The organism is Reyranella sp. (genome assembly GCF_036558665.1).
Classification (GTDB): Bacteria; Pseudomonadota; Alphaproteobacteria; order Reyranellales; family Reyranellaceae; genus Reyranella.
In genome coordinates this window covers 49340-62151 of sequence record NZ_DATBFE010000130.1, presented here as the reverse complement: position 1 = coordinate 62151, position 12812 = coordinate 49340, and the positions used below count along the sequence as shown (strand labels likewise).

The window sequence follows — 12812 nt, the reverse complement described above, 5'->3', positions numbered from 1 at the left end:
AGGCAGGCGTGCAATTCACGCAGGAGCACGAAGAGATCCGCCGTACGCTGCGCGCCATCATCGACAAGGACATCAATCCGCATGTCGATCAGTGGGAAGAGGAAGGCATCTTTCCCGCGCATCGGGTCTTCAAGAAGCTGGGCGATGCCGGCCTGCTCGGCATCAACAAGCCGGCCGAGTATGGCGGCATGGCGCTCGACTATTCATATGCCATGGTCATGGCGGAGGAGCTGGGCCACATCCGTTGCGGCTCGGTGCCCATGGCGATCGGCGTCCAGACCGACATGGCGACCCCGGCCCTCGCCCGCTATGGCAGCGACGAACTGCGCCGCGAGTTCCTTGCACCATCGATCGCCGGCGACTATGTCGCCTGCCTCGGTGTCTCAGAAACGGGAGCCGGGTCCGACGTCGCCTCGCTCAAGACTACGGCCCGTCGCATTGGCGGCGACTGGGTGATCAACGGCGGCAAGATGTGGACCACCAACGGCACGCAGGCAGACTGGATGTGCCTGCTCGCCAACACCGGCGAAGGTCCCGTGCACAAGAACAAGTCGCTGATTTGCCTGCCCATGAAGACCGCGGGCGTGCAGATCGTCAAGAAGCTCGACAAGCTCGGCATGCGCAGCTCCGACACGGCACAGATCTTTTTCGACAACGTGAAGGTGCCGGTGCGTCACACGATCGGTCAGGAGGGCATGGGCTTTGTCTACCAGATGCAGCAGTTCCAGGAGGAACGGCTGTGGGGGGCGATCAGCGCCGTGGTCGGCATGGAGCGCCTGATCGACGAGACGGTGGAGTACACGCGCGAGCGCAAGGTTTTCGGCCGCCCGCTTCTGGACAACCAGGTGATCCATTTCAAGCTGGCCGAGTTCCGGACCGAAGTCGAGCTGGTGCGCTCGCTCTGCTATCGCGCCTGCGAGGAGTATCTCGACGGCCAGGACGTCACGACGCTCGCCTCGATGGCCAAGCTGAAGGCCGGGCGGATGGTGCGCCTCGTCACCGACGGCTGCCTGCAATACTGGGGCGGCGCCGGCTATCTCTGGGAGTCGCCGACAGCGCGCGCCTTCCGCGACTCGCGGCTCGCCTCGATCGGCGGCGGCGCCGACGAGGTCATGCTCCAGATCATCTCCAAGATGATGGGCACGCTGCCCCGGCTGGAGAATCGCTGATGGCCGAATTTGCCTCCAGCTACGAGACTGTGCTGCTGCGCCGCGAGCGCTCGCAGCTCCACGTCACACTCAACCGGCCGCAGGTGAAGAACGCCCTCAATCCGACACTGATCGGCGAGCTGCGCGCGGTGTTCCGGAACCTGCGCGAGCGGCGCGATATCAAGACCGTGGTCCTGCGCGGCGCAGGTGGCACCTTTTGCGCCGGCGCCGACCTCAGGAACATGGAACAGAGCTTCACCGAGAAGCCGCAGCCCGGCGAGAAGGATCCGATCGCACTGAACAATCGTGAATACGGCACCTTTCTCGAGATGGTGAACACCACGCCGCAAGTCGTCGTCGCTGCGGTCGAGGGCTACGCCATCGCCGGTGGCTTCGGGCTCCTCTGCGTGTCGGACGTGGCCATCTGCACCGAGGACGCGGGCTTTGCCATGAGCGAGACCGCGATCGGCATCGTGCCCGCCCAGATCGCGCCCTTCGTCGCCGCCCGAATCGGCGTGCCGCAGACGCGGCACCTCGCCCTGACCGCGGCGCGCTTCAAGGGGCGCGAAGCCTATCGCCTGGGCATCGTGCATCATCTGGTGAAGGACAGCCCGGCGCTCGACGCCAAGCTCGAAGAGGTCCTGAAGCAGATCGACCGTTGCGCGCCATCGGCCAATGCCGCGACCAAGGCGGTAGTGATGAAGGTCGGCGCCGAGCCGCTCGCCGCCGTGCTCGATTTTGCCGCCGACAAGTTCGCCGAGGCGCGACGCAGTCCGGAGGCGGCGGAGGGCTTGCGCGCCTTCGCCGAGAAGCGACCCCCCAGGTGGGCGGTCGAATGACTTTCTTCGCCAAGATCCTGGTCGCCAATCGCGGCGAGATCGCCTGGCGTGTCATGCGCACGGCCAAGGCAATGGGCTATCACACCGTTGCCGTCTACTCCGATGCCGACAAGGACGCGCCACACGTGGCTTTCGCCGACGAAGCCGTGCGGATCGGTCCGCCACCCGTCGGCGAGAGCTACCTCAGCATCGATCGCGTTCTCGATGCCGCTCGGACTTCGGGCGCCGACGCCATCCATCCCGGTTACGGCTTCCTGTCGGAGAACGAGACCTTCGCGGCGGCCTGCGAGAAGATGGGTCTGGTCTTCATCGGCCCTCCTCCCCCGGCTATTGCCGCCATGGGCAACAAGGCGGCAGCGAAGCGTCGAATGATCGATGCAGGGGTGGCGTGCGTGCCCGGATATCAAGGGGCCGGCCAGACGGATGCCAATCTAGAGAGTGAGGCAAGAAAAATCGGCTTCCCCGTGATGGTCAAGGCGGCCGCAGGCGGCGGTGGACGCGGGATGCGCCTGGTGGAACGCGACGGCGATCTTCTCGAGGCCCTTCGGACGGCGCGAACGGAAGCGGAAGGCGCCTTCGGTTCGGGCGAGCTGATCCTGGAAAAGGCCGTCGTCGATGCACGCCATGTCGAGATCCAGGTCTTTGCCGACAGTCACGGCAACGTCATTCACCTCGGCGAGCGCGATTGCTCTGTCCAGCGACGCCACCAGAAGGTGATCGAAGAGGCGCCCTCTCCGGCCGTTGACGAGAAGTTGCGCGATCGCATGGGTAATGCAGCCGTCGCTGCGGCCAAGGCCATCGGCTATCGCGGCGCCGGCACAGTCGAGTTCCTGCTGGGCAACGACGGCGCCTTCTACTTCCTGGAGATGAACACACGACTGCAGGTCGAGCATCCGGTTACGGAAGCGGTCACCGGGCTCGATCTCGTCGAGTGGCAGCTCCGAGTCGCGCGCGGCGAGGCGCTCCCCCTAGCACAGGATCAGGTGCATCTCACTGGCCATGCGATCGAGCTGCGGCTCTACGCCGAGGACCCGTATGCCGGCTTTCTGCCGCAGATGGGGCGGATCGAGGCGTGGCGAGCGCCGACCGGCGCCGGCGTGAGAACCGACCATGGCATGAGGGACGGGCTCGTCATCTCGCCCTTTTACGACCCCATGATCGCCAAGCTGATCGCGCACGGAGTCACCCGCGAGCAGGCGCGCGTGCGCCTGATTCAGGCGCTGCGCGACACGGTCGTCCTTGGACCGACCACCAACCGGCATTTCCTGCTCCGCCTGCTGGAGCATCCGGACTTCGCCGCCGGCAAGGCGACAACGGCCTTCCTCGGTACACATTCGTTTGCAGCACCCGCGGTCAACGAAGATCACTGGAGGCTGGCTGCCAGCCTTTTGTGGCGGCATTCCGCGGAGCGCTACCCTGCCGCACTGCGGGGCTGGCGCAACTCGAATCCCGAACCGACGCCGATCAAGCTGGCGGTCGGGACCACCGAGCGCGTGCTCCATGTTGCGCCGCAGGACGCGGTGGCGACCAGGGCGCCGTTCCACATCGACGGCAACGACATCATCGTCGATCTTGATGGGCATGCGGTACGCTTCGAGGACCGCACCTATCTGCCGCCGGCCTCGGCCGCCGCCAGCGGTGACGGTAAGGTGCGCGCGCCGATGGATGGCCGGATCGTCTCGGTCATGGTCGATGCCGGCCAGAAGGTCGTGCGCGGCCAGACGCTGATCGTGCTGGAGGCGATGAAGATCCAGCATCAACTCAAGGCGGCACTCGACGCGACGATCGAGTCGATCGACGTCAGGGAAGGCCAGCAGGTAAGCAACCGCGCGGTCCTGATGACGATGGCGTCCGACGATTAGGAGGCTGAGCGAGATGCTGCGCAGGACGGTCGTGACTTCGTTGGCGGCGAGCGCCGCCGCACCGGCCTTTGGCGATACCTATCCAAGCCGGCCGATCAGCCTGGTCGTGCCCTTTGCCGCCGGTGGGCCCACCGACCTGATGGCGCGCATCGTAGGCGAGCACATGGCCAGGGAGCTGGGTCAGCAATTCGTGATCGACAACGCGACGGGCGCCGCCGGCACCATCGCCGTCGGCAAGGTCGCCCGCGCTGTCCCCGACGGCTACACGATCAGCATCGGCCATCTCGGTACCCATGTCGCCAACGGCAGCATCTACAGGAATCTCTCGTACGATCTTCTCACCGACCTCGTGCCGGTTGCGCGTCTGCCATCCAACCCGATGCTGATCGTCACCGCCAACGCCATGCCAACTCATACGCTGAAGGAGCTGGTCGGCTATCTGAAGGCCAATCCGGACAGGATCTCGGGCGGCACGGCCGGGATGGGCTCGGGCTCGCATCTCGGGGCGCTGGCTTTCTTTGGCGCGACGGGGGCGAAGTACCAGCTGGTGCCCTATCGCGGCACCGGCCCCGCCGTGCAGGACCTGATCGCCAACCAGATCCAGGTGATGGTGGACCAGTCGTCGAATTCCCTGCCGCATGTGCGCGCAGGAAAGATCCGGGCCTATGCCGTGACGGCGAGAGCACGGTCTGCCGCCATGCCCGACATTGCCACTGCGGCCGAGGCGGGCTATCCGATGGAGGTAGCCATCTGGCATGGGCTGTGGGCGCCCAAAGGCACGCCGACAGAGATAGTCGCCAAGCTGAATGGGGCGGCCATCGCCACCTTGCAGGATCCGGCCATCCGCGCCCGCATGGAGGATCTCGGCCAGGACCTGCCGACGCCCGCGGAAATGGCGCCGGCCGCCTTCGGCGACTTTCATCGCGCCGAATTCGCCAAATGGAAGAAGATTCTCGGGGACGCCGCCGTCAAGGTCGAATGAAAGGCGTGACGGACGACCGATGCATTGTGTGGCCATCGATGGGCGCGACATATTGAAGATGCGAGTCGCTCGCTTTGCGAGGAAGATCCGGTCGTTTCGTATCGCGCGGGCAGGCCGAACGCCGGTCTCGAAGCAGGGCAATCGTGCATGCCTCCCTTGCGACGTGCCGAGGCTAGCCGCCGCACCCGCTGCCCGGGTATAGAGCGCGGGGAAAAGTCGGGGATCGCATGAGCCTTGCCAGCAAGACGCTGTTCGTGACCGGCGCAAGTCGCGGCATCGGCCTTGCCATCGCTTTGCGCGCCGCCCGCGACGGCGCCAACATCGCCATCGTCGCCAAGACGGCGAAGCCCGATCCACGGCTTCCCGGCACGATCTTCACCGCGGCCGCCGAGATCGAACGGGCCGGCGGCAAGGCACTGCCCCTGTCATGCGATATCCGCGACGAGCAGGGCGTCGAGAAGGCGGTCGCCGAGACGGTCGCCACGTTCGGCGGCATCGACGTCGTGGTGAACAACGCCAGCGCGATCAGCCTCACGGGCACGCTTGCCACGCCCATGAAGCGCTACGACCTGATGCATCAAATCAATGGCCGCGGCACATTCCTCGTTTCACAAAAGTGCATCCCGCATCTGGCAAGGGCTTCCAACCCGCACGTCCTGAACCTTTCGCCGCCGCTCGATTTCGATGTGAAGTGGTTTGCTTCGCATCCGGCCTACACCCTCGCCAAGTACTCGATGTCGATCTACGCCTGGGCCATGGCCGAGGAGTTCAGGGACAAGGGTATCGCCTTCAACTGCCTGTGGCCGCGCACGGCGATCGCGACGGCGGCGATCCAGAATGTGCTCGGCGGCGAGGAGAGCATGAAGCGCTGTCGCAAGCCCGAGATCATGGGTGACGCGGCCTGTGCAATCTTCAATCGACCGGCCCGACACTGCACCGGCAATTTCTTCATCGACGACCAGGTTCTGGCCGAAGATGGCATCACAGACCTTGAGAGATATGCCGTTTCCCCCGGTACACCGCTGATGCCCGATTTCTTCGTGCCCGCTCCGGGCGCGCACACCGTTGTCGGACGACGCTGAGGATGGCGACGTTCATTCTCGTCCATGGGGCGTGCCACGGCGGCTGGTGCTGGGAGAAGGTCACTCCGATCCTGGAAGGCCACAATCATACCGTCTGTGCACCGGACCTCCCGGGGCTCGGCAAGGATCAAACACCGCCCGCGAGCGTCACCTTGGCCGACAATGTCGAGAGGATCTCCCGCCTCCTGGGCAAGATGGAAGAGCCCGTCGTGCTCGTCGGTCATGCGCTGGGCGGCGTCACCATCAGCCAGGTGGCGGAGGCGCGGAGGCGCAAGATCAAGGCCCTGGTCTATCTCTGCGGACTGATGCCGCCCTCGGGCAAGGCCAGCCGCGAGATGACAGCGGGCGATCCCGACATGCTGTTTCGGCGCTCGCGCGAAATCAGCCCGGACGGCCTCACCTACACCTTCGCCCGCTCGCAGCTTCCGGCGCTCTTCTATGCCGACGTGTCGCCCGAGGACCGCTATCGCGCCATGGAGAGGCTGCGTCCCCAGCCCATCTCGATCTCCCGGACACCAGTCACATTGACCGAGGAGCGCTACGGCTCAGTGCCGCGCTGGTACATCGAGTGCACGCAGGACCTCGCCATCCGCATCGGGCGCCAACGCGCAATGGTCAAGGCCCTGCCCTGCAAGGTGATCACCATGGAATGCGCGCACTCGCCCTTCTACAGCCAGCCCGAGGAGCTGGCACAGCACCTCGAGACCATCGCCAATTCGTAAGGCTCGTCAGTCGAAGAACGCGAAGGCACGAACTTCGATACTCTGACGCGGCCGGGCGTTTGCCGACGAGGACGGATCGTCGAAGGCCGAATGAAGCGAGAAGCGCGCACGGCCGTCCTTCGCCGAGTCGTAGCACTTGATGAGGATCGCCTCGTCTCGAGTCATCGCCGGAAAATAGTGCCATTGGTGATCGGCGTTGTAGACGCCCTGATAGATTTCTCCGACGCGATCGGCATAGACGAGATCGCAGACGGCGAGATCGCGCGGCGCGATCGACTGTGCATCAATCAATCCCAAAGGCGCCATCTCGATCGGCTCCTGGGCGATGTTGCGCCAGACGTTGTACTCGGCGAAGCGCTTGGCGAGCCTCGCCTCGGCCTCGTCCGGCGGCAGGAGGTCGCGCACGCGCTGCGGCCCGGACTTCTCGGTGTAGTCATTGTGCACGCTGCGCACCGGCGTGCGCAGGCCGCGTTCGACCGCACGATCGGCGGTGCGCAGCGTATGATCGAAGACGACGACCTTCGACGCGCCCGTCTCTCGCTTGATCAGGGCCTCGACCTCGATGGAATAGGAAGAGCGCACTTCTTCCTCGCGGTAGAAGTCGCGAACCTCCGTCTCGTGCCGTGTCAGGCTGAAGGCCTGTCTGTCGAGCGAGAGACTGCCCACCAGCGGACGCGCATCATGAATGCGAACCGTGAAATTGCGATAATTGCCATCGCGGCGCGGCAGCCCCGTGCCGGGCGGCGGGTTGTAGGTCACCGGCTTGATGCTGAGATCGGCCAGATAGTTGACCGGCGCTTCCACCCAGGGCGCTGTCGGCACGGCCCGCATGGAATAGGCAAGGCGAAGTTCGGCCATGTTGGGCACCCGTTTCTCGAGAGCAATGCTTCTCCCTAGATCGGCGGTCAGCATACGCGGCCCCAGCGGGCGACCCCACGAGAAGAATTCATGGGGTCATTCGTGCCTCAGGCCGCGAGTTCGAGGATTTCCACGACCTGGGCCGGTTCCTTGATCGGCCGCGGATTGTTCAGCACTGCCCGATCGTGCATCGACTTCTCGGCGATCTCCCGGAAGCGATCCTTGCCGACGCCGACATCGGCCAGCCGCCGCGGCAGGCCCAACGTCTCGACAAGCGCGCCCACCAGATCAGCCGCCGGCAGATCTGGCCTGCCCAGGGCCTCGCTGACCCGCTTCTGACGGTCGGCGTTGACCGCCAGGTTCCACCGCAGCACCGGTGGCAACATGACACAGGAAGTGTGGCCGTGCGGCACGTGGCAAGCGGCACCCAGTACATGGCCAATCCCGTGGCTCGCACCCACGCCAACGCCCGACGTGCCGGCGCCGATCGACAACCACATGCCGAACTGCAGATCGAGGCGCGTCTCCATGTCGTCGGGTTTCGCCCTGTGCCCCGGCAATGCCTTGGCCAGGAGCTTGAGCGCCTCACTTGCCGTGCCGATGACGAAAGGATGTGCCTGTTGCGAACAGAGCCGCTCAACGGCGTGGTCGACCGCCTTCAGGCCCGTCGAGAGCATGAGGTCCATCGGCGTAGCGAGCGTCGCCGCCGGATCGAGCACGATCACCTGCGGCACGATCAGGCGGTGACCGAAGCTCTCCTTGATGCCGTAGCGCAGATCGGTAATGCCGGCGTAAGCATTGAACTCGGCGGCCGAGAGCGTCGTCGGCACGGCGATCATGCGGATTGCCTCGGGCGGCGGGTTGATTGCCTGCGACGGCGGCGCCGCGCCCTCTTCCGGCCGCCCGGCGCGGAAGGCATCGAGATCTTCAATCCGCGTCGCCTTCTGCCAGAGCGCGATCAACATCACCTTGGTGGCATCGATCACGGAACCGCCGCCGACCGCGACAATCAGATCAGCTTTCGCCTCGTGCGCGAGCCGCGCACCCTCGATAACGCAGGGCCGTGGCGAATGAGCGGTGACGCCGGCGTAGGTGCCGACATGCCGTCCTCCCAAGGCGTGCACGATGTCGCCCAGCAACGCGCTTTGCGCTACCGACTTTGACGTCGTTACGAAGACGCGGCCCGCCTCCAGCCGCTTGGCCTCCGTGAGCACGGCGCTGCCTGCCGCCTTGCCATAAACAACTCGCTCGATGTCCTGATGGCCATGAATGCCGCTCAGCATGCCCTTCTCCTTGACCGAGGCAAGGACGGTACCGAGCCCCTGCCGCATGGTCTATAACCGCGCCTCGGGTTCGGGTTCGAGGAGTGGAACGAGATGCCTCAGGGCAGCAAGGGTGCGTTGGACGGGTTGAAGGTGATCGATCTGTCGCGGGTGCTGGGCGGTCCGTATTGCAGCCAGATGCTCGCCGACCACGGCGCCGAGGTAATCAAGGTCGAGCCGCCCCAGGGCGACGAGACTCGTGGCTGGGGTCCGCCCTTCGACAAGGAGGGAATCTCGGCCTATTTCGCCGGCATCAACCGCAACAAGCGCACCATGGCGCTCGACCTTTCCAAACCCGAGGGCCGCGGCGTGCTGCTGCGGCTGCTGGAAGATGCCGACGTGCTGATCGACAACTTCAAGACCGGCACGATGGAAAAATGGGGCATCGGCTATGCCGACACGCTCGCCGGCAAATTTCCACGCCTGATCCATGCGCGTGTCTCGGGCTTCGGCGCCGACGGCCCGTTGGGGGGCCTTCCCGGCTACGACGCCATCGTGCAGGCCTCGTCCGGCCTGGTTTCAGTCAACGGCTCGCCCGAAAGCGGTCCGGTGCGCATCGGCGTGCCCGTCGTCGATCTCTCGACCGGCATGAACGCCTGCATCGGCATACTGATGGCGCTCTACGAGCGCCATCGCTCCGGCAGGGGCCAGTTCGTCGACGCGACGCTCTATGACAGCGCCATCGCCCTGCACCAGCCGCACGCGCCGAACTACTTCATGGCCGGCCTCAAGCCCGAGCTCGTGGGCAACAGCCACGCGAGCCTCGCTCCATACGCCAACTTCCCGACCAGGAACGGCAATATCGTGGTCGGCGCCGGCAATGACGGCCAGTTCCGCAAGCTCTGTCAGATGCTGGGCAAGGCCGAACTCGCCGACGATCCGCGCTTCAAGACCAACAAGGATCGCGTGGCCCGTCGCTCCGAGCTCGAAGCGGAGCTCGGGGCGCTCCTGAAAGACCGCGACGCCGACGATTTCTCCCGGGAGCTGATGACGGGCGGTGTGCCGTCCGGCGCCGTTCTCGGTGTACCCGATGTGATGGAACATCCGCACACCAGGCATCGCCGCATGGTGTGGGAGAAGGACGGCTACCGGAACGTCGGTAATCCGGTGAAGCTCTCGCGCACACCACCAGCCGCGCGCAGCAAGCCCAAGAAGTTCGGCCTCGACACGAAGGCAATTCTCGCGGAGTGCGGTTATTCCGAAACCGATATCGACAAACTCGTGGCTTCGGGCACCGCCCTCACCGAAATGAGGAAGAGCTGACAGAGAGCGCGGCGGCAACAGCGCCGACACGCAAGCGAGTGATTGATCGCCGCGGGAGCCATCGCGCCGAGCGGTGTGGCGCCCTTGTGAGGTCGGAGATTCCCTGCTCTGTTCGGCCCGAGACAAATCGGGGGCACGGACCGCATGGCGGACTACGACTGCATCATCGTTGGGGCGGGCTCGGCCGGCGGCACATTGGCCGCCCGATTGAGCGAGAATCCGAAGGCAAGGATCCTGCTGCTGGAGGCTGGCGCAGCAAGCCATCCCTACTCCCGCATGCCACTCTCCTTCGGTCTGCTGATAGACAATCCCGCTGCCAACTGGCTCTACCAATCAGAGCCCGAACCGGGCACGGCCAATCGCACAATCCCGGTGCCGCGCGGCAAACTGCTCGGCGGCTCGAGCTCGATCAACGGTCTGGTCTGGGTACGCGGGCAGCCACTCGACTATGACACGTGGGCGCAGATGGGATGCCGGGGCTGGAGCTGGCGGGATGTGGCTCCTCTCTTCACCCGGATCGAGACCTTTGTCGACGGCGACGGCAGCAACGGTCGCGGCACGAGAGGGCCTCTCAAGGTATCAACGGTGCCCGACCAGAACCCGCTCTACGACGCCTTGTTCAAGGCCGCTGTCGCGGCGGGTTACAAGCTCAATCCCGACTACAACAGCGAGGATCAGGAAGGCGTCGTAAAGACGCAGACCTCGATCCACAAGGGCCGGCGGATGAGCGTGGCTCATTGCTACATCGAGCCGGCGATGAGGCGCTCCTCCAACCTGCACGTTGCGACCAACGCTCACACGCTTCGCGTGCTGCTCGAGGGCAAGCGGTGCGTCGGCGTAGAGTACGAGAAGGACGGCAAGGTGGTGCAGGCCCGCGCCCGGGAAACCGTGCTCTCCGCGGGTGGCGTCGCGAGCCCGCAGATCCTCGAGCTGAGTGGCATCGGCCGGCCCGAGCTGCTGCGCAGCCACGGCATTGAAGTGAGACACGAGTTGCAGGCGGTCGGGGAGAACTTTCGCGATCACATCAATGCCCGCATCATCTGGCGTGTGAAGGACCGCAAGGTCTCCTACAACCATATGGCCCGCGGCGTCGGCGCCGTGACGCAGATGATGAAGTACCTCGCCACCGGCGGCGGCTTCATGAGCCTTCCCTCGGCACCTCTGCTCGCGTTCCTGCGCACGCGCCCCGAGCTGGCAACGCCGGACGTGCAGATGCACCTCGTGCCCTACTCGATCAAGGATCCCAAGACGCGCAAGCTGCAGGACTTTCCGTCCATGACGATCGCCTGCTACCAGCTTCGCCCTGAAAGCCTGGGCTCCATCCATATCAAGTCGCCCGACCCAAAGGCGCATCCGGCCATTCGCTTCAACTTCCTCGCCGATCCGATCGATCAGCGAGCCATGGTCGACGGCTTCCGCATGATGCGGCGTATCGTGGATGCAGCGCCGATGGACCCGTACCGCGATTCCGAGTTCTCGCCAGGCCCGGCCGTCCAGTCGGACGACGAGATCCTGACCTGGATCCGCCACAACTCTCAGACAGCCTATCATCCGGTCGGAACCTGCCGCATGGGCCCGGGTCCGAACGCGGTGGTCGATGACAGGCTGCGGGTGCACGGCATCGAAGGGCTGCGCGTAGCCGACGCCTCGATCTTTCCGACGATGCCGTCGGGCAACACGAATGCCCCCTCGATCATGGTCGGCGAGAAGGCCGCCGATATCCTCAAAGAAGTGCGGTGATCACCGTCTGGTCACGGCTCCTGACGTTGGTGCCGGCATAACATCGCGCCCGGCAGCCAGGGCGAAATGAACATATGGTCGACGTCAACAATACCTATGCGGAGGCACGGCACGCTCTACGTGCCATCTGTCCCAAGCCCATCCTGAACTGGCGCGAGGCGCGATACTACGGGCGCTACGGCGAGGTCGAACTCCATCTTCTCGACTTCCTGTGTCGCCGTGATCGCGACGCCATCGATGTGGGTGCCAACGACGGCAGCTATGTGCACTATATGCGACGCTGGGCGGGCCACGTCGTAGCCTACGAGCCCATGCCCCATCTCGCCGCGGCCCTGCGCGCCAAGTTTCCGGCCCGGGTACGGGTCGAAGCCATGGCCCTGTCCGACGATCGCGGCAAGGTCGAGCTACGCGTGCCTCTCGTCGACGGTATCCCGGTCGAGGGCTGCTCGACCATTTCGTTCGATGCGTCGGCGACCTATCCGGCCTACCGGAGTGTCGAAGTGCCGATGGCGAGGCTCGACGACGTGTACGGGGGTGATGTCAGCTTCATCAAGATCGACGTCGAGGGCCACGAGCAGGCCGTCCTGGACGGCGCCATCGAGACGATCCGGCGTTGCATGCCGAGGTTGCTGATCGGGATCTATGAACGGCTGTCGCCCGGCGGCATCGAGCGCGCCCGCAGCTATTTCACGGAACTGGGTTACCGCGGCTTCTTCATCCACAACGGCAACCTGAAGCCGATGGAAAGGTTCTCGGTCGAGAGAATGCAGCGCCCCGACAATCTACCGAACCTCACCGCTCCGCTGCCCGAGCGTGAGCGGTTTGGACGCTATCTGTACAACTTCATCTTCCTGCCGCCGGACGAGCCGCAGGAGACTCTTTGGAAGATGTCGGAGCGTCTCTACAAGTTCACTGCGCACTAGACGGGAACGCGGACTGGCGTAGATCTCTCCGAGTCTGCGCCCGGGATTGCAACTGCCAGTTTGGCTCTGGG

General features: G+C 65.0%; 11 protein-coding genes. 9 read left to right on the top strand and 2 right to left on the bottom strand.

The features are described 5' to 3' along the window. Nucleotides 1-8 precede the first annotated feature (8 nt). The 6 genes from VH499_RS19270 (at nt 9) to VH499_RS19245 (ending at nt 6635) form a co-directional block, all read left to right on the top strand. A complete protein-coding gene (locus VH499_RS19270) occupies nt 9-1169 on the top strand; it encodes an acyl-CoA dehydrogenase family protein (RefSeq protein ID WP_332054375.1) in 1161 nt (386 codons plus the stop codon). Then, entirely contained in the window at nt 1169-1987 is an 819-nt protein-coding gene (locus VH499_RS19265) for an enoyl-CoA hydratase/isomerase family protein (RefSeq protein WP_332054374.1), read from the top strand. Before VH499_RS19270 ends, VH499_RS19265 begins: the two co-directional genes overlap by 1 nt. Next, nucleotides 1984-3849, top strand: a complete 1866-nt coding sequence (locus tag VH499_RS19260; protein ID WP_332054373.1) for an acetyl-CoA carboxylase biotin carboxylase subunit — start codon at nt 1984-1986, stop codon at nt 3847-3849. The genes VH499_RS19265 and VH499_RS19260 overlap by 4 nt, the downstream gene beginning before the upstream one ends. Before the next feature lie 13 nt (nt 3850-3862). Continuing rightward, nucleotides 3863-4831, top strand: coding sequence for a tripartite tricarboxylate transporter substrate-binding protein (locus VH499_RS19255; RefSeq protein WP_332054372.1), 969 nt, complete (start codon nt 3863-3865; stop codon nt 4829-4831). A gap of 227 nt (nt 4832-5058) precedes the next feature. Further along, a complete protein-coding gene (locus VH499_RS19250; RefSeq protein ID WP_332054371.1) occupies nt 5059-5913 on the top strand; it encodes an NAD(P)-dependent oxidoreductase in 855 nt (284 codons plus the stop codon). 2 nt (nt 5914-5915) lie between these two features. Further along, complete coding sequence (locus VH499_RS19245) at nt 5916-6635, top strand: alpha/beta fold hydrolase (protein ID WP_332054370.1); 720 nt, start codon at nt 5916-5918, stop codon at nt 6633-6635. Nucleotides 6636-6641: 6 nt separating this feature from the next. Here VH499_RS19245 and VH499_RS19240 read toward each other — a convergent pair whose 3' ends face one another. After that, nucleotides 6642-7493, bottom strand: coding sequence for a CmcJ/NvfI family oxidoreductase (locus VH499_RS19240; protein ID WP_332054369.1), 852 nt, complete (start codon nt 7491-7493; stop codon nt 6642-6644). Between the two features lie 107 nt (nt 7494-7600). After that, nucleotides 7601-8776, bottom strand: a complete 1176-nt coding sequence (locus VH499_RS19235) for an iron-containing alcohol dehydrogenase (RefSeq protein WP_332054368.1) — start codon at nt 8774-8776, stop codon at nt 7601-7603. 93 nt (nt 8777-8869) lie between these two features. Here VH499_RS19235 and VH499_RS19230 point away from each other — a divergent pair, with 93 nt between their 5' ends. From VH499_RS19230 to VH499_RS19220, 3 genes are all read left to right on the top strand, one after another. Then, complete coding sequence (locus tag VH499_RS19230; protein WP_332054367.1) at nt 8870-10078, top strand: CoA transferase; 1209 nt, start codon at nt 8870-8872, stop codon at nt 10076-10078. Nucleotides 10079-10222: 144 nt separating this feature from the next. Beyond that, nucleotides 10223-11818 carry a GMC family oxidoreductase gene (locus VH499_RS19225; RefSeq protein ID WP_332054366.1) on the top strand — a complete coding sequence of 532 codons (1596 nt, stop codon included), beginning with the start codon at nt 10223-10225 and terminating at the stop codon, nt 11816-11818. Nucleotides 11819-11892: 74 nt separating this feature from the next. Next, nucleotides 11893-12741, top strand: a complete 849-nt coding sequence (locus tag VH499_RS19220) for an FkbM family methyltransferase (protein ID WP_332054365.1) — start codon at nt 11893-11895, stop codon at nt 12739-12741. The last annotated feature ends 71 nt before the right edge of the window (nt 12742-12812 follow it).

Bases quoted from the DNA above. Each gene is read 5' to 3' on its own strand.
- VH499_RS19245 (WP_332054370.1), top strand. From the start codon at position 5,916: ATGGCGACGTTCATTCTCGTCCATGGGGCGTGCCACGGCGGCTGGTGC.
- VH499_RS19240 (WP_332054369.1), bottom strand. From the start codon at position 7,493: ATGGCCGAACTTCGCCTTGCCTATTCCATGCGGGCCGTGCCGACAGCG.
- VH499_RS19225 (WP_332054366.1), top strand. From the start codon at position 10,223: ATGGCGGACTACGACTGCATCATCGTTGGGGCGGGCTCGGCCGGCGGC.
- VH499_RS19255 (WP_332054372.1), top strand. From the start codon at position 3,863: ATGCTGCGCAGGACGGTCGTGACTTCGTTGGCGGCGAGCGCCGCCGCA.
- VH499_RS19220 (WP_332054365.1), top strand. From the start codon at position 11,893: ATGGTCGACGTCAACAATACCTATGCGGAGGCACGGCACGCTCTACGT.
- VH499_RS19265 (WP_332054374.1), top strand. From the start codon at position 1,169: ATGGCCGAATTTGCCTCCAGCTACGAGACTGTGCTGCTGCGCCGCGAG.
- VH499_RS19260 (WP_332054373.1), top strand. From the start codon at position 1,984: ATGACTTTCTTCGCCAAGATCCTGGTCGCCAATCGCGGCGAGATCGCC.
- VH499_RS19250 (WP_332054371.1), top strand. From the start codon at position 5,059: ATGAGCCTTGCCAGCAAGACGCTGTTCGTGACCGGCGCAAGTCGCGGC.
- VH499_RS19230 (WP_332054367.1), top strand. From the start codon at position 8,870: ATGCCTCAGGGCAGCAAGGGTGCGTTGGACGGGTTGAAGGTGATCGAT.
- VH499_RS19235 (WP_332054368.1), bottom strand. From the start codon at position 8,776: ATGCTGAGCGGCATTCATGGCCATCAGGACATCGAGCGAGTTGTTTAT.